Annotated in this window: 21 protein-coding genes and 1 tRNA gene; 17 read left to right on the top strand and 5 right to left on the bottom strand. The window is 69.4% G+C overall.

What is annotated here, in order from left to right:
* The first annotated feature begins 8 nt into the window (after nt 1-8).
* From AB0I04_RS38235 to AB0I04_RS38255, 5 genes are all read left to right on the top strand, one after another.
* Nucleotides 9-1,268, top strand: coding sequence for a sugar ABC transporter substrate-binding protein (locus tag AB0I04_RS38235; RefSeq protein ID WP_360896307.1), 1,260 nt, complete (start codon nt 9-11; stop codon nt 1,266-1,268).
* Nucleotides 1,268-2,218 carry a sugar ABC transporter permease gene (locus tag AB0I04_RS38240; protein ID WP_360896310.1) on the top strand — a complete coding sequence of 317 codons (951 nt, stop codon included), beginning with the start codon at nt 1,268-1,270 and terminating at the stop codon, nt 2,216-2,218. The genes AB0I04_RS38235 and AB0I04_RS38240 overlap by 1 nt, the downstream gene beginning before the upstream one ends.
* Nucleotides 2,208-3,029, top strand: a complete 822-nt coding sequence (locus AB0I04_RS38245; protein ID WP_360896313.1) for a carbohydrate ABC transporter permease — start codon at nt 2,208-2,210, stop codon at nt 3,027-3,029. The genes AB0I04_RS38240 and AB0I04_RS38245 overlap by 11 nt, the downstream gene beginning before the upstream one ends.
* 97 nt (nt 3,030-3,126) lie before the next feature.
* Nucleotides 3,127-5,055, top strand: a complete 1,929-nt coding sequence (locus AB0I04_RS38250; protein WP_360896316.1) for a hypothetical protein — start codon at nt 3,127-3,129, stop codon at nt 5,053-5,055.
* A 122-nt stretch (nt 5,056-5,177) separates the two neighbouring features.
* A complete protein-coding gene (locus AB0I04_RS38255; protein WP_360896319.1) occupies nt 5,178-5,960 on the top strand; it encodes a hypothetical protein in 783 nt (260 codons plus the stop codon).
* A 192-nt stretch (nt 5,961-6,152) separates the two neighbouring features.
* Here AB0I04_RS38255 and AB0I04_RS38260 read toward each other — a convergent pair whose 3' ends face one another.
* Nucleotides 6,153-7,262: an FAD-dependent monooxygenase gene (locus AB0I04_RS38260; protein WP_360896322.1), complete on the bottom strand. Its 1,110-nt coding sequence runs from the start codon at nt 7,260-7,262 to the stop codon at nt 6,153-6,155.
* Between AB0I04_RS38260 and AB0I04_RS38265 the strand changes: the two genes are divergently transcribed.
* The 4 genes from AB0I04_RS38265 (at nt 7,203) to AB0I04_RS38280 (ending at nt 9,904) form a co-directional block, all read left to right on the top strand.
* Nucleotides 7,203-7,493 (top strand): TetR/AcrR family transcriptional regulator C-terminal domain-containing protein, encoded by a 291-nt coding sequence (locus AB0I04_RS38265; protein ID WP_360896325.1) that lies wholly within the window; start codon nt 7,203-7,205, stop codon nt 7,491-7,493. The two genes, AB0I04_RS38260 and AB0I04_RS38265, sit on opposite strands and share 60 nt — an antisense overlap.
* 209 nt (nt 7,494-7,702) lie before the next feature.
* The gene (locus AB0I04_RS38270; protein WP_360896328.1) at nt 7,703-8,200 is read left to right on the top strand and encodes a hypothetical protein; all 498 of its coding nucleotides are present in this window, start codon (nt 7,703-7,705) and stop codon (nt 8,198-8,200) included.
* Between the two features lie 165 nt (nt 8,201-8,365).
* Nucleotides 8,366-8,845, top strand: a complete 480-nt coding sequence (locus tag AB0I04_RS38275; protein WP_360896330.1) for a peptidase E — start codon at nt 8,366-8,368, stop codon at nt 8,843-8,845.
* A gap of 741 nt (nt 8,846-9,586) precedes the next feature.
* Nucleotides 9,587-9,904, top strand: coding sequence for a hypothetical protein (locus AB0I04_RS38280; RefSeq protein ID WP_360896333.1), 318 nt, complete (start codon nt 9,587-9,589; stop codon nt 9,902-9,904).
* Between the two features lie 825 nt (nt 9,905-10,729).
* On the opposite strand, the gene AB0I04_RS38285 is transcribed toward AB0I04_RS38280, so the two are convergent.
* Nucleotides 10,730-10,801, bottom strand: a tRNA-Arg gene (locus tag AB0I04_RS38285).
* A gap of 211 nt (nt 10,802-11,012) precedes the next feature.
* Here AB0I04_RS38285 and AB0I04_RS38290 point away from each other — a divergent pair.
* The 5 genes from AB0I04_RS38290 (at nt 11,013) to AB0I04_RS38310 (ending at nt 16,336) form a co-directional block, all read left to right on the top strand.
* Complete coding sequence (locus AB0I04_RS38290; RefSeq protein ID WP_360896444.1) at nt 11,013-11,390, top strand: response regulator; 378 nt, start codon at nt 11,013-11,015, stop codon at nt 11,388-11,390.
* Nucleotides 11,391-11,430: 40 nt separating this feature from the next.
* Complete coding sequence (locus tag AB0I04_RS38295) at nt 11,431-12,162, top strand: DALR anticodon-binding domain-containing protein (RefSeq protein ID WP_360896335.1); 732 nt, start codon at nt 11,431-11,433, stop codon at nt 12,160-12,162.
* Nucleotides 12,163-12,183: 21 nt separating this feature from the next.
* A complete protein-coding gene (lysA, locus tag AB0I04_RS38300) occupies nt 12,184-13,563 on the top strand; it encodes a diaminopimelate decarboxylase (protein ID WP_360896338.1) in 1,380 nt (459 codons plus the stop codon).
* Nucleotides 13,560-14,870, top strand: coding sequence for a homoserine dehydrogenase (locus AB0I04_RS38305; RefSeq protein WP_360896341.1), 1,311 nt, complete (start codon nt 13,560-13,562; stop codon nt 14,868-14,870). The genes lysA and AB0I04_RS38305 overlap by 4 nt, the downstream gene beginning before the upstream one ends.
* Before the next feature lie 62 nt (nt 14,871-14,932).
* Nucleotides 14,933-16,336 (top strand): hypothetical protein, encoded by a 1,404-nt coding sequence (locus tag AB0I04_RS38310; RefSeq protein ID WP_360896344.1) that lies wholly within the window; start codon nt 14,933-14,935, stop codon nt 16,334-16,336.
* On the opposite strand, the gene AB0I04_RS38315 is transcribed toward AB0I04_RS38310, so the two are convergent.
* Genes AB0I04_RS38315 through AB0I04_RS38325 form a run of 3 tightly spaced genes read right to left on the bottom strand, consistent with a single transcriptional unit; the run spans nt 16,269 to nt 18,087 of the window.
* Nucleotides 16,269-16,811 (bottom strand): hypothetical protein, encoded by a 543-nt coding sequence (locus AB0I04_RS38315; RefSeq protein WP_360896347.1) that lies wholly within the window; start codon nt 16,809-16,811, stop codon nt 16,269-16,271. The two genes, AB0I04_RS38310 and AB0I04_RS38315, sit on opposite strands and share 68 nt — an antisense overlap.
* Nucleotides 16,808-17,446 (bottom strand): hypothetical protein, encoded by a 639-nt coding sequence (locus tag AB0I04_RS38320; protein WP_360896350.1) that lies wholly within the window; start codon nt 17,444-17,446, stop codon nt 16,808-16,810. Before AB0I04_RS38320 ends, AB0I04_RS38315 begins: the two co-directional genes overlap by 4 nt.
* Nucleotides 17,443-18,087: a hypothetical protein gene (locus AB0I04_RS38325; RefSeq protein WP_360896353.1), complete on the bottom strand. Its 645-nt coding sequence runs from the start codon at nt 18,085-18,087 to the stop codon at nt 17,443-17,445. The genes AB0I04_RS38320 and AB0I04_RS38325 overlap by 4 nt, the downstream gene beginning before the upstream one ends.
* 109 nt (nt 18,088-18,196) lie before the next feature.
* On the opposite strand from AB0I04_RS38325, the gene thrC reads away from it, so the two are divergent.
* The 3 genes from thrC to rho all read left to right on the top strand — a co-directional run bounded on the left by thrC (nt 18,197) and on the right by rho (nt 22,509).
* On the top strand, nt 18,197-19,237 hold the full coding sequence (gene thrC, locus AB0I04_RS38330) for a threonine synthase (protein ID WP_360896356.1): 1,041 nt from the start codon (nt 18,197-18,199) through the stop codon (nt 19,235-19,237).
* A complete protein-coding gene (gene thrB / locus AB0I04_RS38335) occupies nt 19,234-20,172 on the top strand; it encodes a homoserine kinase (RefSeq protein WP_360896359.1) in 939 nt (312 codons plus the stop codon). Before thrC ends, thrB begins: the two co-directional genes overlap by 4 nt.
* Before the next feature lie 336 nt (nt 20,173-20,508).
* Complete coding sequence (rho, locus tag AB0I04_RS38340; RefSeq protein ID WP_360896362.1) at nt 20,509-22,509, top strand: transcription termination factor Rho; 2,001 nt, start codon at nt 20,509-20,511, stop codon at nt 22,507-22,509.
* Nucleotides 22,510-22,595: the final 86 nt, after the last annotated feature.

The following is a 22,595-nucleotide window of genomic DNA, read 5'->3' on the forward strand; positions in this document are numbered from 1 at the left end:
GCCCCCCAATGAAGATCACCAGGTTGCTGAGCCTCGGGCTCGCGATCCTGCTCGGCCTGACCGCCTGCGGGGGCGGCGGGTCGGGCCAGGACAACGGCAAGATCTCGCTGCGCATGACCGTCTGGACCGCCAACGCCGACCATCTCAAGCTGTTCAACGGGATCGCCGACGAGTACCGCCGGGCTCACCCGAACGTCGTCTCCATAAAGTTCGACCCGTTGCCGGTGGAGAACTACAGCACCGCGCTGACCACGCAGATCGCCGGTGGCAACCCGCCCGACCTCGCCTGGATCCTGGAGAACACGGCGCCCGACTTCGTCGCCTCCCACGCGCTGCGTCCGCTCGACGACACGCTGAAGAAGTACCCCGGCTACCAGTACGGCGACCTGGCCGCCGGCCCGACCCGGCTGTGGCGCCAGGACGGAACGCTCTACGCCTACCCGTTCTCCACGTCGCCCTTCGGCGTCTTCGTCAACACCGACCTGCTCAAGAAGGCCGGCCAGAAGCCCCCCGCCGCAGGCTGGACCTGGGACCAGGCGATCGCGGCCGCGTCCGCGGTGCACCAGCGGACCGGCAAGGCGGGCCTGGTGGTCCGCGACTTCGACTACAAGGCGTGGGACAACCTGGCCACCGTGTGGGGCGGCTGGGGCGCCGAGGCGTGGAGCGAGGACGGGAAGACCTGCGGCTTCACCAAGCCCCAGATGGTCCAGGCGATGACCTTCCTGCACAAGGCGATCTTCGACCAGAAGGCGATACCCGGCCCTGGCACGTCGCCGGACTTCTTCGCCGGCGACGCCGCCATGACCATCACCCAGATCAGCCGGGCCGCCCTCCTCAAGGGCGCGGGGTTCCACTGGGACCTGGTCCCGCTTCCGACCGGGCCGAACGGCGCCTACAACGTCATCGGCCAGGGCGGGATCGGGGTGCTGAAGAAGGGCAGGCACGCGAACGCGGCTGCGGACTTCCTGGCCTTCTTCACCGACCCGGCCAACTCCGCCAAGCTCGCGCAGTACTTCCCGCCGCCGCGAACGCCGCTGCTGACGGCCGATGCCCTGGCCAAGAGCAACCCGCTGCTCAAACCCGACCAGCTCCAGAAGATCGTCATCGACGGCATCGCGAAGGGACGGGTCAAGCCCAACCACACCGGCGAGGCCGAAATCGCCCAGACGGTGCGTGCCTCACTCGATCCGCTGTGGCAGCCGACGGCCGACGTGCCGAAGGTGATGGCCTCGGTGTGCGGCTCCATCCAGCCGCTGCTGGCCAAGTGATGGCGGTTCGGACCCCCGCTCGTACGGCCGTCACCGGCCGTCCGAGCGCCACCCGAAAGGCCGGACCGTTCTGGACCGCCCGGCGCCGCGACCACCTCGTCGGCTACCTGTTCGTGGCGCCACAGCTCATCGGCAGCGTGATCTTCGTCCTGGTGCCCCTCGGCATGATGGTCTGGTACAGCCTGAACGAGTGGAACGTGCTGGCGGGCACGTTCGACTTCGTCGGCGCGGACAACTACCGCCGGCTGGCCGAGGACCCCAAGCTGCCCTCAGTACTCACGGCGACGGCACTGTTCTCCGCCGGGCTGGTCGCGGTCAACCTGACCCTGGCCCTCCTCCTGGCGGTCCTGCTCAACCAGAGGCTGCGCGGCACCGTGGTCTTCCGCGTCCTCTTCTTCTCCCCGGTGGTCGTCTCGCTGGTGGCGTGGACCATCGTGTGGAATTTCCTCCTGCAGAAGAACGGCGGGATCAACGGCCTGCTGTCCGTGGTCGGCGTGACCGGCCCCAACTGGCTGCGCACGGGCGGCGGGGCCATGTTCTCCGTGATCGTGGTGCAGGTCTTCAAGAACGTGGGCCTCAACATGGTGCTGTTCCTCGCGGCCCTCCAGGACGTACCCGCGTCGGTGTACGAGGCGGCACGGCTCGACGGGGCGGGGGCCTGGCGGCGGTTCCGCTCCATCACCGTGCCATTGATCAGCCCGACACTGCTGCTCACCTCGATCATCACCGTGGTCGGCTCGCTGCAGGTCTTCGCCCAGATCGCGGTCCTCACCCAGGGAGGACCGGGCACGTCCACCACGGTGCTCGTCTACTACCTGTACCAGCAGGCCTTCCAGTTCCATCAGTTCGGCTATGGGTCGGCCCTCGCGGTGCTGCTGTTCGCGATCGTCTTTCTGCTCACGCTGCTCCAGTGGCGCCTTCGGAGGAGGTGGGTCTTCCATGAGGCGTAAGACCGCGCTGTACGGGCTGCTGTGCGTGCTGTGCGTCCCGTTCATCTTCCCGACCTGGTGGATGGTCACCTCGTCGCTCAAGCCGGTCGGTCAGATCTTCGCCTCGCCGCCGTCGCTGTTCCCCTCCACCATCGACGCCGGGGCCTACCGCAAGGTCTTCACCCTCCAGCCGTTCGCACGGCAGTACGTCAACAGCCTCTACATCGCCATCGTCGTCACCATCGGCACGATGGCGGTCTCCTCACTCGCCGGGTACGCGTTCGCGCGCATCCGGTTCCGCGGCGCGAACGCGCTGTTCCTCGTGATCCTGGTCGGCCTGCTGATCCCCAGCGAGGTCACCATCGTGCCGCTGTTCCAGATGTTCCACCGGTGGGGCCTGACCAACACGCACTGGCCGCTGATCCTGGTGCCCATCTTCGGTGCGCCGAGCGTGCTCGCCACCTTCATCATGCGCCAGTTCTTCCTGGTCCTGCCGAAGGAACTGGAGGAGGCCGCGCAGGTCGACGGGCTGGGCCGGCCGGCCACCTTCTGGCGGATCGCGCTGCCGCTGGCGCGCCCCGCGCTGGGCGCGGTCGCCATCTTCACCTTCCTGCAGAGCTGGAATCTTTATCTCGAGCCGATCGTCTACCTCTCCTCGCCGGAGAAGTTCACCCTGCCCCAGGCGCTCACCCAGTACGTCGACTCGTACGGCGGGCCGATGTGGAACGTGCAGTTGGCCGCGGCCTCGCTCACGGCCATCCCAGTGATCATCGTCTTCGTGATCGCGCAGCGGCAGTTCATCGAAGGCCTGTCGCACACCGGCCTCAAATAGCCGGCCTCGACTCGCACACCGGCCTCGAATAGCCGGCCTCGACCACCCGACGTCACCGCATCCCGGAAGTACCCCCTCCCCAAGGAGTCGATCCTCCGTGAAACCGCACCCTCCCCTGCCCTCGACGTCCCCCCTGACCCGCCGCAGCATGCTCGCCGCGGCCGGTGGAGCGGCCCTGCTCGCCGCACTTCCGGCGAGCCGTGCGGGCGCCACGGCGGCGGGCTCCCTGCCGGACGTGCCGCCGCTGCCGCCGGGAGCGCCGAACCGCAGGCTGTTCGCCCCGGCCGAGCAGCGCTACGCCCCGTACCTGGTGACCCTCGCGCCGATGGTCGACGACATCGACGACGACGGCTTCTTCGCCGGCGGCTGGTGGCGTACGCCCGCCGCGCCGTACAACGCTCGTGTCCAGGAGCACGTCCACACGCTGAGCTGGTTCTACGCCAACGCCCGGCGCTGGAACCCGTACGCCGGCAACCCCACGCTGCTCGCCGCCCTGGACGCCGCCCTCGGCCACTACCTGGGTCTCCAGCACGCGGACGGCTCGTGGCCGGAGTATTCCAGCAGCGAGCACTCGATGCCGGCCACCGGCTTCGCCATGGGGTATCTGAGCAAGACCCTGGGCATCCTGCGGAAGGCCCACGTCCTGCCCGAGCGCCAGGTCCAGATCCGGACGGCTCTGCACTCCGCCATGACCTGGTTTCTGGATCCCGCCACCACCGCGATCTGGCAGACACCTCTGGCGTACGCCAACCAGGCCACCGCCGGACTGGCCGGCGCGTCCCTCGCGCTGAACCTCGACCCCGACTCGTTCCTGCGGCGGCGCCTGACGGACGCGATCGCGCGACTCGCCCGCACAGGTCAGAGCCCCGCCGGGTTCTTCATCGAGCAGCGCGGCATGGACATGAACTACAACTTCGAAGTCATGCTGCCCGAGACGGCCGACGCCTATCACCAGACCGGCGACAAGACGTTCGTGTCGATGGCGCGTGCCTTCGCCGACTGGCTCGGCTACAACCTGGTCCGCGAGCCCGACGGCTCGGGCTACATCGCCAACATCGCCCCGTCCACGCGTACCAGCAGCATTTACTACGACGATGTCCGGCCTGACCCCGACCGGACCGCGCTGAACTCGCTGTTCGTGCCGGAGGTTCCCGCGCTGGGCGCGTTCATGACCGCGCGGGAGGACCTCGCCGCCGCGCGTGCCGCGTGGGCGGCCGACCCGGCGCCGGTACCACCGCTGCAGAAGCAGGACACCTCGCCGCGCATCCTCACCCACGCGATCTACGGCGAGAGGTTCCCGACCAGAAAAGAGAAGAAGAAGGCCGTCGCGGAGCTGCCGTACCTGAAGACGACTCACTTCGTAGAGCGGCGCAGCGACCTGGGACAGGACTTCCTGTACGTCCGGCGTCCGGGCCTCTATCTCGGCGGCTACTTCGGCACCCGCGCGACGACCCGCACCCGTACCGGCCTGACCTTCCTGTGGCACCCCACCGCCGGCATGGTGGTGCACTCGGTCAACGACAGCAACGAGGGCTGCTGGGCCACGGTGCTGAGCAACGGCAACGCGGACGCTGCGGCTAACCAGCCCGCCGAGTACTTCGACGGCGTGCCGGGCGGAACGGCCTGGACCGGCGAACACTCGCACGGCGAGGGTACGTTCGGGATCCGCTACCACACGGCGAGCTCGAGCGTCCGAACCGACGTGACCATCGACCACGCCACCGTACGCCGCTCAGTGCGGGCGACGTCGGCCGCCACCGAACAGATCCCCCTGATCCTGCACCCCACCGACAAGGTGACCTTCACCGACGGCACCCGCGCGACGTACGGCACCGACACGAGCGCAACCGCCACGGGCCTTGATCTGCGTCGTGGGAACATCGTGATCGCCATCCGCTGGGGCACGGCTCGGCCGGCTACTCTCCGGCACGGCGCGTCGACGTACTTCCGCGACGGCGAACGCCTCATCCACGTCCTGCGGATTCCTCATGAGGGCTCGCTGGACACCACCATCAAGCTCACCTGAAAGACGCGGTGGAGGCTCGATGAGGATTTCCGTCAGGGTGCGGAACCGGAGATCACCGAACACGGTCGTATCTGGGTGTAAGCCAGGAAACATCCAGGCCGCCGACCGCGCGTGAGGTAACGATGACGAACGCTGTGGAGACCCTGATTCGGCAGCGGACGGCCGTACCGCCGGCCACCCTGGCCCGCGGCCTCGTGGAGCACCAGGACTGGTACGTTCCCGCTGCAGTGGCTCGCGCCGCCGGTGTCAAGGGCGCGCCGCTCGAGGCTATGCCGCAGGCCGGCGTCCTTGAGGGAAACATGGCCATCTTCACTGCCAAGGAGCACGTACGGTTCTTCCGGATAGGCGGGGCGGGCGGTTATGTCGGCGGCGTCCCTGGGCACCAACTCTTCGCGAGCCTCGACGACCGGCTGGGCTCGATCGAGATCAATCCTCTCGGGCCCGAGGACGAGCGGATGGGGATCACGCGGGAAGGTTTCCCCGCGCTCAGGTTGTGGGCGCATGGCATCGCCTTTGAGACCCGCCTGCGCGGTACCTCTCAAGAAGGCGCCGCAGAGATCCTCCACCGCTATCGGGTCATGCGAGAGTTCGGCCACTATCTCGTCGTCAAATGGACGCCGCCGGAGGGCAGCAGTCGTCCCTTCCGGCTGGAGATCCCCGATCTGCCGGGGATCAAGTTCGTCCTCGCCTTCAGCGCCCTTGATCGGCTGGACGCTTGTCTCGCGGCGATTCCCGAAGGCGAGAGGAGCCAGCTGGACGCCAGCGCCGCCATCGGCGGGGAGGACCTGTTCCGCGGTCTAGCGCAGGCCGATCTCGGCATTCTTCTCAATTTCGCGGCGACCGATTCCGTGCTGTCGGAGATGGTGGTACCACGGCTTTGGGACGCCGTACTGTCCGCAGAGTGACGCTGGCAGAGGGGCCGGTAACGGCACTTGCACCTGCTCTTCGCGCCGATCGGGCCGGGGCTTGGTGGCGACCGCATGATCGTCGCCGAACCCGGCCCGCGCCATCCGTTCGCGATCGGCGAACCATTCTTGCTGCACGTACAGCTCCCGGTAGACAAGGGCGTGCCTTTGCGGCCTGTTGTCTGGTCATCGTCAGCCGGGTTGGAAGAATGAGAGCATTTTCTGGGCGGCGTCCGGTGACATTAGCAATTCCTTCATTTCCGCGGACATCCGGGCGGCAGCGCTGGTGCGTTCGAACATCTCGCGTTCGTATTCTTCGACGGCGGTGGGAAGGTCGTGCGGGTGCGCGGCCAGCGCGAGAGCGAGCCGGGCGCCGTCGAGCAGCGCCATGTTGGCGCCCTGCCCGGTCGGCGGCATCAGGTGCGCGGCATCGCCGACCAGCGTGACGCCCGGCGGCGACGGCCAGGTCAGGCCGACCGGGAGGGTGGTGATGGACCGGGGCGTCACCGCGTCGTCGCAGGCCGCGATCAGCGCGGTGATCTGTGGGTCCCAGCCAGGGAGCAGGTCGATCAGCCGCGCCCGGGCAGCTGCCGGGTCGTCGAACGGGATCCCGCTGGTGGCGAACCAGTCCTCTGCGGTGTTGTAGAAGCTCACGCCTATGCGAACGCGGCCGTCGCCGTTGCGCTGCGCCGCCAGGGATATTCCGTTGCCGAGCACCCAGTAGTTGCCGCGCCCGACCATCGCCGCGAGGTCGGGGTGCGTGCGGTCGATATCGGGGATGCCGACCTCGACGACGTTCTGGCCGATATGCGCCGGGCGGGCGTCGGTGAGCAGCGCGCGGACCCGGGAGGCCGCGCCGTCCGCGCCGACCAGCAGGTCATACGTCGCAGTGCTGCCGTCGGCGAAGTGCAGCAGGCCGTTGTCGGCGGATGTGAACGCGTGCCCCCAGCGCACCATGTCTTCGGGGAGGGAATCGAGCAGCAGGTTGCGCAGATCGGCGCGGTCGACCTCGGGTCGCTTCAGCGGGGCGTCGTCGGGCGTGTCCTCCTGGAGCAGCAGGGTGCCATCCGGGGTGAGAAGACGCATGTCCTGGCCTTCACCACGGGCGATCGAGTAGAACCGCTCGATCAGACCGGCCTCGCGCAGCGCCCGCTGGCCGGAGTGGATATCGAGCATGCCGCCCTGGCCGCGCGCACCGCGCGACGGTTCTCGTTCGTACACGACGGCGTCGATGCCGTTGACGTGCAGCACGCGGGCGAGGGCCAGGCCGCCCAGGCCTGCTCCGACGATGGCGATGTCCATGGCTACTCCCGATTCAAGATCGCCGAGCGACGCGCCGAGCGGGCCGGCGGGATGGACATCAAGCAGTTCCAGGCCGCCTACGGGCCATATCTGGAACGGACCTTCGCAACAGGGCGATTCCCCGCGCTGGCCACGGTCGTACGCGACGGCCCCCACCTGAGCGCCGATGAGACCTTCCAGATCGGCCTTGAGTTCCTCCTCGACGGCATCGAAGCCCGCATCTCAAGCTGACGCGCGGGCGAGTGCTCCGGTTCGCGGGGGCTGGGGGCGGCGGAGCCCCCAGCGGTGCGCTCGATCAACCATCGGTGATCGATTCCTGATGCGTTGATCCTGAGAACCAGATTCGAACGGGATTGCGCTCCCGAGATCTCCTCGAACAGTGATGCGGTACACGCGAAACCAAACGACCTTGACAAGCTGAATTAGGCAGGGAGGCGGGCATGAACTCGGATGATCTGCACAGTCATCCAGGCTGGAGCGCACTGGTCGAAGCGGAGCGCCAGGTTCACATGCGGCGGGCCGAAATCCTCCGAGCGGAGGAGCGGACCGAGCTGCTGGCCGCGGCAATGGCCAGCAGCTCGAACTGGGATCAGGGTGCAGCTCTGTTGTTTCTGCGGCAATTTCCCGACGACGTGCCGACCCTGCTCCCCTCGCTTGTCGCCTTGTCTCTCTCGCAACGCTGGATAGGGCTCGTTATGGAGGTGATCCGAACCAGCCATACCCGTAACGAGATGATCATGAACGCCTTGCGCGACCTAATCAGATCCAACATCGCCGCCTTGACGGATGATTCCTACTATGCCGACTATTTCGGATTGGCCAACCTGATCCGCAACATTGACGCAGAGGATCTGTTGGCCGAGCTTGCGGCTCAAGCGCACCAGAGTTCCGACCCCGAGATCCGAGAGGAGTTCGCCCACTACCTCGAAGAGGAGTAGGCGGCGGATCGCCGAGCCCCAACCAGTTCCGTTTGCGCCCCGGCCCAGGGCCGCGGTCCCGTCGGAGGCGTCTTCAACCGATCCGGCTGAGGGCGCACCTGGACGCTGTCTCCTCCATGATGGGTGCGTGGCGAGAGAACGGCAGATCTTGGCGTGTTCGGGACTGTGCGAGCGCATCTGCTGGCGCAGGATGTGATCTTCGTGTCCGGCGGCAGCGTGGTGAACCTGCTGGCGGTATGGCGCGCGCATCGGCTCGACGCCATCTTGCGGGAGTGCTGGGAGGTGGGTGTCGTACTCGCCGGACAGAGCGCCGGCAGCATCTGCTGGCACCAGGGAGGAGTAACCGACTCCTTCAGCGACGAACTCGATCCAGTCGATGACGGCCTGGGCTTCCTGCCGTTCAGCAACGGCGTCCACGACGACCTAGCGGACCAACCCCGCCGGAGGCGATTCCGCGACCTCGTCGGTGCGGGGAAGCTCCGGGCCGGTTACGCGACTGAAGACGGCGTCGCCCTGCACTATGTGGGCGATCAGCTTCATGAAGCCCTGGGCATGCTCCCCGGTCGGAATGCATGGTGGGTCGAGCCCGACGGTGCTGGGCGCTACCAGCAGAGACCGATTCCCGCGCGACGCTGGCTGCCGTGAGCAGTTGGGCTCGGACTCGGCGGTTGTACTGAGGTGACTGGCCGCCCGCTACGGCACGGCCGGAGAGACCGGCGCCCACGCCACACACGTGTAGGGCGTGCCGGAGCGGGCGGCCAACTCCGGACGGTCCCAACTCCCTGACGGCTCAGCACTGCGGCATATCGTTGGCTCACCACCCTCTGGAGGTGTGAGCACGCCGCGGATAGGGAATCCGATACGGGCGCTGATGTGACTCGACGATCGTGTCCTCGGACGCTGGCTCTACAACCGGAAGCCGGTATCGCTCCGCGTGCAGATCGCCCTAACAGTCACCGTTGCGGCCCTGGCGATGCTGTTCGCCATGCTCACTGGGAAGCTCCTATTCCTGATACTCCCAGTTCCCTCGATCGCCGCGGCCTGGTACCGGCAATGCCGTTACACCCGCCGACCCGGCTGACCCACCAGCGCCTCCGGCAGGGGCGCTCCAGGGGGAGTTGGTTGATCGAGCGCGCCACTGGGGCTCCGCCGCCCCCAAAACCCCACGAGCCGTGGCACTCACCCGCGGGATGAGGACTGTCACCACGTCCCGCCGTTCGCGCGGGCGAGCACCACGGACCGATGCGAACGGCACTCCGGCTGCCCGGACTCGTACGGCAGGCGTCAAGATCGTTCGCCCCGGTGGCTCCCGCCGTGGCTCCCGGGAGCCACCATCGCACACCGCTCCCGCTCATAGGTGGTCGCCCATGGAGATACAGTCCCCTCGTGGATCAGAATCCGCCACTTGTACGCGAACTGTTCCCGGAGCTCGTAGCTGAGCTGATCGCGTGTCTCCAGGAAATAGAGGAGACCGAACTCTCAATCGCCGCCTGGGATATCCGACTACATAGCTGGTGTACTTGTAACGACCATTTCTGCCAAAGCTTCTACACGGCCGAACCGCCCGACGGGCCATACGGCTCTGGTCATCGCTGCGTGCCCTTGATCCCCAAGAAGGGGGACCTGATCCTCGACGTCGTCGAAAACCAGATCATGTTCGTCGAAGTCTTGGGCCATCCCAAGCTGCGGGAATCCTCGACGTGACACGCTAAGCGCCGCCAACGTGGGTAGTCGGCGCCGTTGATCGGCGATCACCTGCGGTGGACGCTGACCTGCACCTTCCTGGTGAGGTCCCGGTGAGCGACCGTACGCCAGTGTCTCGTCCGCGCGACGGCGGGACGTGGTGACAGACCTATCCGCGCGGGCGAGTGCTCCCCCACCGTCTGATGGCCGGAGGGCGAGCGGAGCGAGTCTGCCGGCGGGCCTGCCGCCCGTCCCGCGAGAACGATCCGGCCGGAGGAGGCTGGAGGAATCCGCGCTTGATCCTTCGTCCGGGGGCCGTCCGATCGGCACGGCCGGAGGGGCCGGCGCCCACGCCGCAGGCCCGTAGGGCGTGCCGGAGCGGGCGGCCTGCGGCGGCGCTTGCGCCGCCGCCTTGACAAGGCGCGGCCGAAGGCGTCCACGCCTGCACAGGTCAAGTCGCCGCTGGCACGCAAGCCGTACGACTTCCGTCACGCGGGTGTCTCGCTGCGGCTGAACGCTGGGACTCCAGCGACCGATGTCGCTGAGTGGGCGGGGCACTCCGTGGAAGTCCTCGAACGGGTCTACGCGCACTGTCTCGATGGCCACGACGAACGATGGTTCGACAAGATCGATGCTGCACTGGTCGGCTGGCCCGGAGCCCCGGTGAATCCGCCGGGGCTCTTGCTTTTTGGGGGCTCCCTGCGAGGACGCTACGGATCCGAATCCGTGCATAGTCCGTGATCACTGACAATCGGCGGCGTCTGGTGGCACATGGCTGCACATATACGAAACCCCGGCGGACAGCGTTGTAGCTGTTCAGCCGGGGTTTTCGCTGATCATCTCGCGCGCCCCCTGCTGGATTCGAACCAGCGCACCCGGCTCCGGAGGCCGGTGCTCTATCCCCTGAGCTAAGGGGGCTCGGGACGGATAGAGACTACCAGCTCACCGCCCTCGCTCGGACACATTAGCCGCCCCACGGGCCTGCCGTACGCGGCTGAGCTGGGCGAACGGCGTCCTCGGTGGCGGTGGAAAAGATCGTTGCGCTCTCGAATCCACGGTCAAGTGGAATGCATGTGGCGGTTCTCCGCGTGTCCGGGCCGGTGGACGCGTTAGCTTGGCGGCCGTGACATTGGGACGTGTGCTGGTCGTCGATGACGACGAGGTGATCAGGCAGCTGATCGCCGTGAACCTCCAACTGGAGGGTTTCGAGGTGCTGACCGCCGTGGACGGGCAGGACTGCCTCGACCGGGTACGGGACGTCGCCCCGGACGTGATCACCCTCGACGTCATGATGCCCCGGCTCGACGGCTGGGTGACGGCCATCAAGCTGCGCGACGACCCGGTGACGCGGGGCATCAAGGTCGTCATGATCACTGCGCGGGCCCAGGAGCACGACATCCGGCGTGGCCATGAGATCGGCGTCGACGCCTACGTGACCAAGCCGTTCGACCCGGCCGTGCTGATCCGTACGGTCCGGGAGCTGGCCGGCGCCGGTCCGGTGCCCTGAGCGCGAGAGTGTCCATATGTTGGTCGACTAGTCTCAGGCCGTGACCCCGGCCGAGCTGAACGCCGCCGTCGTGGCCGCCGTTCGCGGGGCGGTCGCCGACGGTGAGTTCGCCGTCCCCATCCCGGAGCGCGTTCCCGTCACGGCCACCGCGTCCGGTGACTACGCCAGTCCGCTTCCGCTGCGGCTGGCGGGTGCCGCCGGGCGGCCCGCCACGGAGATCGCCGCGCTGCTGGCGACCCGGCTGGGACGGATGCCGGGGGTGGGCGACGTACGGGTCACGGGGCCGGGTTTCCTCTCGATCGCCGTCGGTGCCTCGCTGATCAGCCGCGTCGACGAGACGTACGGCGTGATCGCTGTGCCGAGAGCGAGCTGGCCGGAGCGCCCGCTGACCTTCGACAACCCCGGATTCGTCGTGCGTTTCGCGTACGCGCGGGCCGCGGCCGTACGGCGGCAGGCGGTCGAGCTGGGCGTCCGCGCGGCCGAGGGGCCCCTGGAGGACCCGCGCGAGCGGCGGCTCGTGGGTCTGATCGCGGACTTCCCCGGGCGGGCCGAGCAGGCTGCCCGGACCGACGAGCCACGGCCGTTCACGCGGCAGTTGGAACTGATCGCCGATGCGTACCACGATGTCCACGAGTGGTGTCCGGCGTTGCCGAAGGGCGACGAACCCATCACCGGCCACCACTCCGCACGCCTTAACCTGGCTGGGGCGGCGTATGTCGTCCTGGGCAATGGCCTGCGCATGCTCGGTGAGACCCCGAACGACCGTCTTTGAGCGCAACGGAGAGAGCAGTCGATGAGTCGAGTTCACCCGGCCGGCCCACGGCACGCGGACGTGCTGCCGGAGGACCACCCGTCGCCCCCGCCCAGCGACCTGAACGCGCTCACGCCGAGCGTCTGGCCGCGCGGTGCGCGCCGTGAGGACGGGGTGCTGACGGTCGGTGGTGTGGACGTCCGTGATCTGGCCGGAGAGTTCGGCACGCCGCTGTACGTCTACGACGAAGAGGACTTCCGCTCGCGCTGCCGGGAGTTCGCGGCCGCCTTCAGCGACGGCGACGTCTACTACGCCGGCAAGGCGTTCCTGTGCACGGAGATCGCCCGGTGGGTGAAGGACGAGGGGCTCGGGCTCGACGTCTGCAGCGGGGGAGAGCTCGCGGTCGCGCTGCGGGCGGAGTTCCCGCCGGAGCGGATCACCTTCCACGGCAACAACAAGTCGAAGGCCGAGCTGGCGCGGGCGCTGGAGGTCGGCGTCGGCCACATCGTCGTCGACTCCTACGAGGAGATCGCCCGGCTCGGCTACCTCGCCCGCGAGCTGGGTGTCCGCCCCAAGGTGATGATCCGGGTCACGACGGGCGTCGAGGCGCACACGCACGAGTTCATCGCCACCGCCCACGACGACCAGAAGTTCGGGTTCGCCCGGGAGACGGCGCAGGAGGCCGCCCGGCGCGTCATCGACATCAAGGAGCTCGAGTTCGTCGGCCTGCACTCGCACATCGGCTCGCAGATCTTCGACACCGACGGATTCGAGCTGGCCGCCCGGCGCGTCGTCGAGCTGATGGTCGCCATCCGCGACGAGCACGGCATCGAGCTTCCCGAACTGGACCTCGGCGGCGGCTACGGCATCGCCTACCTCGAGGGCGACGACCCTCTCGATCCGAAGCACATCGCCGACAACCTGCGCGGCATCATCACCCGCATCTGCTCGGAGAAGGGCCTTCCCCTTCCGCGCCTGACCGTCGAGCCGGGCCGTACGATCGCCGGCCCGGGCGGCGTCACGCTGTACGAGGTGGGCACGGTCAAGCCCCTGGAGGGGCTGCGCACCTATGTGTCCGTGGACGGCGGCATGAGCGACAACATCCGCACCGCGCTGTACGGCGCCGAGTACACCTCGGCGCTCGTCTCCCGGAGCTCGGACGCGGCCCCGATGCTCAGCCGCCTCGTCGGCAAGCACTGCGAGAGCGGTGACATGGTGGTCCGCGACCTGTGGCTGCCGGCGGACCTCGCCCCGGGCGACCTGGTCGCGGTGGCGGCGACCGGCGCGTACTGCCGCTCGCTCGCCAACAACTACAACCACGTGCCCAAGCCGGCGGTCGTCGCCGTACGCGACGGCAGGGCGCGGCTCATCCTCCGCCGGGAGACCGAGGACGATCTGCTGCGCCTGGAGGTGTCTCCATGAGCTCCGCGGGACCGTTGAAGATCGCTCTGCTCGGCTGCGGGGTGGTCGGCACCGAGGTGGTCCGCCTCCTGCACGAGCAGGCGGCGGATCTCGCCGCGCGGGTCGGCGCGCCGCTGGAGTTGGCCGGCATCGCGGTGCGCCGGAAGGACAAGCGGCGCGAGGGCGTACCGGCGGAGCTGCTCACGACCGACGCGACCGGGCTGGTGACCCGCCCGGACGTCGACATCGTGGTCGAGGTGATCGGGGGCATCGAGCCGGCCCGTGGCCTTCTCCTCGACGCGATGAAGGCCGGCAAGTCGGTCGTCACGGCCAACAAGGCGCTGCTCGCCGAGGACGGCGCGACGCTCTTCGGCGCGGCCCGGGAGCACGGCGTCGACATCTACTACGAGGCGTCCGTGGCGGGCGCGATCCCGCTGCTGCGCCCGCTGCGCGAGTCGCTGGTCGGCGACCACGTGCACCGCGTCATGGGCATCGTCAACGGCACCACCAACTACATCCTCGACAAGATGGACTCCTCGGGCGCCGGTTTCTCCGACGCCCTGGACGAAGCGCAGGCCCTCGGGTACGCCGAGGCCGACCCGACGGCCGACGTCGAGGGCTTCGACGCGGCGGCCAAGGCGGCGATCCTCGCCCAGCTCGCCTTCCACACCCGGGTCACCGCCGCCGACGTGCATCGCGAGGGCATCACGGACGTCACCTCCGCCGACATCGCCAGCGCCAGGGCGATGGGCTGCGTCGTCAAGCTCCTGGCGATCTGCGATCGGGTGCCGTCGGACGACGGCCGGAACGGCCGTGGCGTGTCCGTCCGCGTCCACCCGGTGATGATCCCGCGCACGCATCCGCTGGCGAGCGTCCGCGAGGCGTACAACGCGGTGTTCGTGGAGGCCCAGTCCGCCGGTTCGCTGATGTTCTACGGCGCGGGCGCGGGCGGCGCCCCGACCGCCAGCGCGGTGCTGGGCGACCTCGTCGCGGTCGCCCGCAACCGGGTGAACGGCACCCGCGGCCCCGCCGAGTCCACCTACGCGGACCTGCCCGTACTGCCCATGGCGGACACGATCACGCGCTACCACGTCTCCCTGGACGTCGCGGACCGCCCCGGCGTGCTCGCGCGGGTCGCCGACGCCTTCGCCGAGCACGACGTGTCCATCCAGGCCGTACGCCAGGAGGGCCACGGCCAGGAGGCACAGCTCGTCATCGTCACCCACCGTGCCCCCGACGGCGCGCTGTCGGCCACCGTCGCGAACCTCCGCGACCAGGAGATCGTCCGCGAGGTCGCCAGCGTGATGCGCGTCGAAGGCGACGAATAAGACGAATAAGAAGAAGTAGCAAGAAACCGGCTGGGCGGCCGGGCTCCACTAGCATGCGGGCGATGGCCGCCTCCGACGAAGCCGCCGAGCCGACCCCGCCCGCCGGCGGAGCGCTCGAGATCGCGCTGTTGCCGGTGTCGGCGATCCGGCTCGCAGGGAGATTCTTCGTACCGCTGGCCATCTGGTTCAGCGCCGGGGCGATCGTCCGCTACCTGCTGATCCAGGGCATCTCGCACCTCGGCCGCGGCAGCCACGGCGGCCTGCGGCACGCGGCCGTGCTCCTGCCGCTCAGCGTGGCCGTGCTGGCCTCGCTCATGGTCGCGATCGGGATGCTGTTCACGCTCGGGCGCGGCCTGTCGGTGATCAAGGATCCGGACGAGCCGTACGTCGCCGCGATCGGCCGGACGCTGTTCCCATTCGTGCTCGTCTACCTGGGCTGGAACCTCTACACCACGGATCTTCGCGACGTGCTGCGGGCCGACGCCCAGCGGCTCGTGACGGCCGGCGACGAGATGAACGCCGGGTACATCCTCGAGCTGCCGATCCTGGTCTGCCTCGCGGTCGCGGTCGTCGCGTGGGGGCTGCGAGTGCTGTGCGAACGCCGGTACGAGGCGCGGCACGGCCGCACCATGGGCGTCCTCACCGCCTTCTTCGAGGTGAACTTCACCCTTTATGCCTTGTACTCGGTCATGCAGCTTGTGCTGAGGGCGAAGCGCTGGCTCGCGGACCGAGTGTTCTGGCAGGCGATCACCCATGTCGTCCACGTGCCGGGTCCCGGCCCGGTCAAGGACGCTCTCGTACTGCCGCTGGTGTGGCTCGCCATCGCCGCGATCGTGTACGGCCTGGAGATGGACGGCCGGGAGACGATCCGGGGGACTCCGCTGGAGCGGTTGCCCGATCGCCTCGAGGGCCGGCGCCGGCGGCTCGCGGAGGTGGCCAGCCGGAGCCTGCGGGAGAAGTACGTGCCGGTCGTACACGCGGTGCGGCTGGCGCATCGGGCGGGCGCGCCGGTGTTCGCCTGGTTCTGCCTCTGCTACGTGGCGATCGGCGTGCTGCTGGACCCGCTGCAGCGAGGCGTGATCGCGCTCATCGGCACCGACCACACCGTACGGTTCTGGAACCTCGTGCTGGTGCCGGTGGAGTTCGGGCACCGCATGGCCGGGGAGATCCTCCGGCTGGCCCTGCTGGCGGCCACGTTCGATCTCGTGATGCGCCGCGTCAACGGCGGAACACCGGCGCTGGACAGCCCAGCGCCGGCGGACGCCAACGGTGGAACACCGGCTCCTGATCGCCCAGGCCCGGCGGGCGTCAACGATGGAGCACCGGCTCCGGACCGCCCAGGCCCGGCGGGCGTCAACGATGGAGCACCGGCTCCGGACCGCCCAGGCCCGGCGGGCGTCAGCGACGGAACACCAGTTCCGGACCGCCCAGCGCCGCCGACAGATCCTCATGCTGGTGACGCATGACCAGCTCGAACGTCCCGACCGCCCAGTCGGGCACCAGCCCCATCACGTAGGCGGGGTCCTTGCCGCCCGGGATGATCGTGGTGTGCCATTGGAAGGCGCTCCAGCGGTGGCCGGCGCGGTCGCGCAGCGAGTAGTCGATCTCGAAGTCGCGCGGGTTCTTGGTGAGCGGCTCGGCCCGCAGCGTGGCCAGCACGAGCGTCTCGCCAGGCCGCATCGGGGATCCGATGCCCTCAGCCGGCAGGTCACCGGGCTTGAGCACGGCCCGGCCGTACCCGAGCAGGGTCCAGCGGATCTGCTGGAAGACCGCCGGCCTCCCGGGCCGCACCGTCCGGGTGTGCGTGGCGGGCACGTCCTTGCGGTAGTACGTCCACTCCTGGCGGAACGGCAGGTAGATCGCCGTGCCCATGAGCGCGAGCAGCGCGACGATCGGGGCCGCGCGTTTCACGACGGCGATGCCCGGGGCCGCGCGCCTCACGACGGCTCCGGGACCGAGTAGCCGGCGGCCGCCGTGCGGGTGAGCCGGGCGGCCTCGCGCGTGTCGAGTCCGAGGTCGACGTGCACCTCGTCGGCGAACCGTCGTGGGTCGTTGCGGTAGAAGCCGAACTGGGCCTCTTCGGCGTCGTGGTCGCTGACATAGAGCCGCGCGCCGGCCACGGCCTCGCGTGGCACGTCGAAGACGTAGGCGCCCCGGCGCGGCATCCCCGGCTGGAAGCGCACGTAACTCAGCGGCGTGACGACCGGCTGGGACAGCCCGCCTCCGCCGCCGAACTTGTCGGTCGGGGAGTAGTCGCCGTACCGGGTGTGCAGCCGGGCCTGCCCGGCGTAGATCGGGGAGCGCCGGGCCTCGACGGTGGCGATCACGACGATGAACACGCCGTTCGCGGGGATCTCCTGGGCCTTCGAGTACGAGGTCCCGGGGACGTAGATCGTGCGGGCCGCCTCGACGGGCTCCACCCGGATCGTGAACAGCGGCTCGGTGACGACCTGGCCGACCCGCCCGTTCTTCACGTACGGGCCGTACGCCCGCGTGTAGCTCCAGTGCGCGCCCTGCAGCGCCACCGCCGCGCAGGCGAGCCCCACGGCGAGGAGCGCGGACAGGGCCTTCCTCACTGTTTCACCTTCACCGGCAGGGTCACGTTGGCGACCAGTACGGGGATGATGTGGGTGACCCGGCCGGACTTGTGCGTCAGCGGGTCCGTCTCGTACCGCGTCTCGTATCCGCGGGACTTCCACACCCAGTAGCCGCGCGGGTCGAGGAGGCCGGACTCGGTGTACTGGTAGTCCGCCAGAGCCACCGTCACATGATCCGGTACTCGGGCGCCGGACGCCAGTTCGTACTGCACGGCGACGTACGTGGGCAGCCGCGGCTGCAGGGCCCGGAAGAGCGTGTCCCCGGCGACGCCCTGGGCGTCCACCTGCTTCGGGCGGGGACCGTTCTGGGTCCTCCAGTACAGGAACATCCCGTGCGCGAACACGTTGTCGTCCAGGGCGTACGTCCCCTGTGTCTCGCGGGTCGGGTTGGTCACCCAGGCGTTGATCACCAGCATCCGCGTGGTCTTGCCGAACTTCTTGATCGTGGCGACATGGGCGCCGACGAGTTTCGTCCGGAACAGGTGCTGGTCGACCTCTTTGCCCGGCGCGACACGCGCGGGGGCATCGGCCGGGTCGAGGCCGCCGGTGGCCCACAGGGCGCCGACGGCGATCAGGACGGCGGCCGCGGCGTAGCCGGCGACGCGTGCTCGGGGGTGCACGGGCCATGATGGTAATCGCAGGAATGCGTCCAGGATGTGGAATGGCGTCGAGACGCACCGTCGTCGGCCCGTAGACTCGCTGGACGACAGCGCAGGTCAGGAGGAACTCGTGAGCAGGGCATGGCGTGGCGTCATAGAGGAGTATCGCGATCGGCTCCCCGTGACGGCCGGGACGCCGGTCGTCACCCTTCTGGAGGGTGGCACGCCCCTGCTCCCCGCGACGCGGGTGTCGCAGCTCACCGGCTGCGACGTGTACCTCAAGGTCGAGGGCGCCAACCCGACCGGTTCGTTCAAGGACCGGGGCATGACGATGGCGATCAGCAAGGCCGCCGAGGAGGGCGCCAAGGCGGTCATCTGCGCCTCGACCGGTAACACCTCGGCGTCGGCCGCCGCGTACGCCGTGCGCGCCGGGATGGTCTGCGCCGTGCTCGTGCCCCGCGGCAAGATCGCGATGGGCAAGCTCGCGCAGGCGCTGGTGCACGGCGCCAAGCTGCTGCAGATCGACGGCAACTTCGACGACTGCCTCGAGCTCGCCCGCAAGCTCGCCGTCGACTATCCGGTGGCGCTGGTCAACTCGGTGAACAAGTTCCGGCTGCAGGGCCAGAAGACCGCCGCCTTCGAGATCATCGACGCGCTCGGCGAGGCCCCGGACGTGCACTGCCTTCCCGTCGGCAACGCCGGAAACATCAGTGCGTACTGGATGGGCTACCGCGAGTCCGACGCGCGTCCGCGCATGCTGGGCTTCCAGGCGGCCGGCGCCGCGCCGATCGTTCGCGGGGAGCCGGTCGCGTCGCCGCAGACGATCGCGACGGCGATCCGCATCGGCAACCCTGCCTCCTGGGACCTCGCGCTCAAGGCGCGCGACGAGTCCGGGGGAGCGATCGAGGCCGTCACCGACCGGCAGATCCTGGCCGCCTACCGCCTGCTCGCCCGCGAGGAGGGCGTGTTCGTGGAGCCGGCGTCGGCGGCGAGCGTCGCCGGGCTGCTCCAAGCCCGCGACGAGGGCCTCGTACGCCCGGGTGAGCGCGTCGTCTGCACGGTGACCGGCAACGGCCTCAAGGACCCCGACTGGGCCATCTCGGGCGCGCCCGCGCCCATCACGGTCCCCGTCGACGCGCACGCGGCCGCGTCCGCGCTGGAACTCGCTTGACGGCGAGGCACGTCCCGCCCGTGGCCGTGCACGTGCGGGCGCCCGCGACCAGCGCGAACCTCGGTCCCGGCTTCGACTCCCTGGGCCTGGCACTCACCCTGTACGACGACGTCGAGGTCGAACCGGCCGACTCCGGCCTCCGGATCGACGTCACGGGTGAGGGCGAGGAGACCGCCAAACGCGGCGAACAGCACCTCATCGTCCGGACGTTCCGGGAGGCGTACGCCCTCATCGGCGGGGCGCCGCCGCCCGGGCTGCGGATCCGCTGCGTCAACCGCATCCCGCACGCGCGCGGCCTCGGATCATCGTCGGCGGCGACGGTCGTCGGCATCCTCGCCGCCCGCGCCCTGCACCCGGAGGGCGCGCGGTTCACCGACGCGGACGTCCTGGCCCTGGCCACGCGGATCGAGGGCCACCCGGACAACGTCGCGCCGTGTCTCATGGGCGGGCTGACCATCGCGTGGGACACCGGTGCCGGGCCTCGTACGGCGAGGCTGGACGTCGCGGCGGGCGTACGGCCGGTGGCGTTCGTGCCCGAGCATCGGCTCGCCACCGAGCGCGCACGCGGCCTGCTCCCGGAGAGCGTGCCGCACGCGGACGCCGCGGCGAACTCCGGTCGTGCCGCGCTCCTGATCGCCGCGCTCACCGGCCGCCCGGAGCTGCTGCTGGACGCCACCGAGGATCGGCTGCACCAGGCGTACCGCGCCCCGGCCATGCCGGAGTCGGCCGCGCTGGTGGAGCGGCTGCGCTCCCGGGGCGTGCCTGCGGTGATCTCGGGTGCCGGGCCGACTGTCCTCGCGTTCGTCTCCGACGGCGAGGGAGATTCGATCGCCTCGGAAGTGGGTATTCCGTGGCACATACACCCGCTGAACGTTGACCCCCACGGCGCATGCGTTCAGCCGATCGATCAGGAAACGCGAGTCTCCGGGGAATAGCAGTGTGCCCAGGTGATGTTAGGCTTAGTGCCGCACCAGATGCCCCGCTCGGGGGCGTGGGCTCGTCAGCCACTCCGGCTTACGTCGGCCGTGTGACGCGGATGTGGTTCCCCGGCAACGAAACCGCTCGTTGTTCAGCGTTCAATCAAAACTACGGACGTATCGGGATCGGGGATCTCTCGCGAGAACCTGCCTCCATCATCTGGATGTGGCCGAAACTCTGCGCCGATCACATGGAGATCTGCAGAGCTCGACTGATCCGGCGCCCCCGCCGGTTCGCACGATCGGGTTGCCTGGCCGACGGCGGCCACACCCGCTCCCTGGGAAGGACCCTTAGTGAGCGAATCCACCGAACTCCTCTCGGACGCAGCAGCGGCGACGGCAAGTGACGCCGCGCCCGCCGAGAAGGCTGCTCCGCGGCGCCGCCGCTCGGGCACGGGCCTGTCGGCGATGGTGCTGCCTGAGCTGAAGGCTCTCGCCTCGAGCCTCGGGATCAGCGGTACGGGCGGAATGCGGAAGAGCCAGCTCATCGCCGCCATCCAAGACCGACAGACGCAGAACGCCGGAGGCGGCGAGTCGGCGGGCTCCGCCAAGACCGACGGCGAGACCTCCGCCGCGCCCGAGACCACCGCGGCCCCCACCGCGTCCGCCACGGAGCGCAAGCCACAGCGCGAGCGCTCCCCCCGGCGCGAGGAGGCCCCGGCGGCCCCGGCGGCCGCGCAGCAGGAACAGCAGGAGATCAAGGTCGAGGCCGACCCGGTCGGCGACGCCGCGACGCGTGACAGGGCCGGCCGCGAGGGCGGCCAGCAGCGTCAGCGCCAGCGCGGCAACCGCAACCGCGACGGCCAGGGCCAGCGCGATGAAGGCCGCGGCCAGCGGGACGACAACCGCGGCCAGCGGGACGACAACCGTGGCCAGCGCGAGGACAACCGCGCGGCGCGGGACGACAACCGCGGCCAGCGCGAGGACAACCGTGGCCAGCGCGAGGACAACCGCGCGGCGCGGGACGACAACCGCGGCCAGCGTGGTGACGACCGTGGCCAGCGTGGTGACGACCGTGGCCAGCGCGGTCCGAACCAGCGCCAGCAGAACGACTCCGACGACGAGGACGGCAGGGGCTCGCGTCGGCGTGGCCGGTTCCGCGAGCGCAACCGCGGTCGTGGCGGCCGTGAGCGCTTCGGCGACTCCGAGCCCACGATCAGCGAAGACGACGTCCTCATCCCGGTCTCCGGCATCCTCGATATCCGGGACAACTACGCGTTCGTGCGGACCACCGGCTACCTGCCCGGTCCGCAGGACGTCTACGTCTCCCTCGCCCAGGTCCGCAAGAACGGCCTGCGCAAGGGCGACGTGATCACCGGTGCGGTGCGCCAGCCCCGCGACGGCGAGCGCCGGGAGAAGTTCAACGCGCTCGTGCGCCTCGACACCGTCAACGGCATGGAGCCGGAGCAGGCCAAGGGCCGCGTCGACTTCTCCAAGCTGACTCCGCTGTACCCGCAGGAGCGGCTCCGCCTGGAGACCGAGCCGAACCAGCTGACCACGCGGATCATCGACCTGGTCAGCCCGATCGGCAAGGGCCAGCGCGGTCTGATCGTCTCGCCGCCGAAGGCCGGTAAGACGATGGTCCTGCAGGCGATCGCCAACGCGATCACCAAGAACAACCCCGAGTGCCACCTCATGGTCGTCCTCGTCGACGAGCGGCCGGAAGAGGTCACCGACATGCAGCGGTCGGTGAAGGGCGAGGTCATCCACTCGACCTTCGACCGCCCCGCCGACGACCACACGATGGTCGCCGAGCTGGCGATCGAGCGGGCCAAGCGGCTCGTCGAGCTGGGCCACGACGTCGTCGTGCTGCTCGACTCGATCACCCGCCTCGGCCGCGCCTACAACCTCGCGGCTCCGGCCAGCGGCCGGATCCTGTCCGGTGGTGTGGACTCCACGGCGCTGTACCCGCCGAAGCGGTTCTTCGGCGCCGCCCGCAACATCGAGAACGGCGGCTCGCTGACGATCCTGGCCACCGCGCTGATCGAGACCGGCTCGCGGATGGACGAGGTCATCTTCGAGGAGTTCAAGGGCACCGGCAACCTGGAGGTCCGCCTCCGCCGCGAGCTCGCCGACAAGCGCGTGTTCCCGGCGATCGACGTCGACGCCTCCAGCACGCGTAAGGAAGAGATCCTGCTGGCTCCGGAGGAGCTGCGGATCGTCTGGCAGCTCCGCCGGGTGCTGCACGCCCTCGACACCCAGCAGGCGCTGGAGCTCCTCATCGAGAAGATGAAGGAGACCAAGTCGAACGCCGAGTTCCTGCTGCAGGTCCAGAAGACCACGCTGAACGACTGACGCGCGGCAGATCGACGCCCCGGAGGCCCACCCTCCGGGGCGTCGTCGTCTCTGCGGCGTGTCCTTCCGGCCCGCGATGGCCTCGG

The sequence above is a fragment of the Actinoallomurus sp. NPDC050550 genome (genome assembly GCF_040655075.1).
Lineage (GTDB): Bacteria > Actinomycetota > Actinomycetes > Streptosporangiales > Streptosporangiaceae > Actinoallomurus.

What these genes read in the sequence shown, in the direction of transcription:
- AB0I04_RS38235 (WP_360896307.1), top strand. Translation starts at nt 9, where the DNA reads ATGAAGATCACCAGGTTGCTGAGCCTCGGGCTCGCGATCCTGCTCGGC.
- AB0I04_RS38240 (WP_360896310.1), top strand. Translation starts at nt 1,268, where the DNA reads ATGGCGGTTCGGACCCCCGCTCGTACGGCCGTCACCGGCCGTCCGAGC.
- AB0I04_RS38245 (WP_360896313.1), top strand. Translation starts at nt 2,208, where the DNA reads ATGAGGCGTAAGACCGCGCTGTACGGGCTGCTGTGCGTGCTGTGCGTC.
- AB0I04_RS38255 (WP_360896319.1), top strand. Translation starts at nt 5,178, where the DNA reads ATGACGAACGCTGTGGAGACCCTGATTCGGCAGCGGACGGCCGTACCG.
- AB0I04_RS38260 (WP_360896322.1), bottom strand. Translation starts at nt 7,262, where the DNA reads ATGGACATCGCCATCGTCGGAGCAGGCCTGGGCGGCCTGGCCCTCGCC.
- AB0I04_RS38270 (WP_360896328.1), top strand. Translation starts at nt 7,703, where the DNA reads ATGAACTCGGATGATCTGCACAGTCATCCAGGCTGGAGCGCACTGGTC.
- lysA (WP_360896338.1), top strand. Translation starts at nt 12,184, where the DNA reads ATGAGTCGAGTTCACCCGGCCGGCCCACGGCACGCGGACGTGCTGCCG.
- AB0I04_RS38305 (WP_360896341.1), top strand. Translation starts at nt 13,560, where the DNA reads ATGAGCTCCGCGGGACCGTTGAAGATCGCTCTGCTCGGCTGCGGGGTG.
- AB0I04_RS38310 (WP_360896344.1), top strand. Translation starts at nt 14,933, where the DNA reads ATGGCCGCCTCCGACGAAGCCGCCGAGCCGACCCCGCCCGCCGGCGGA.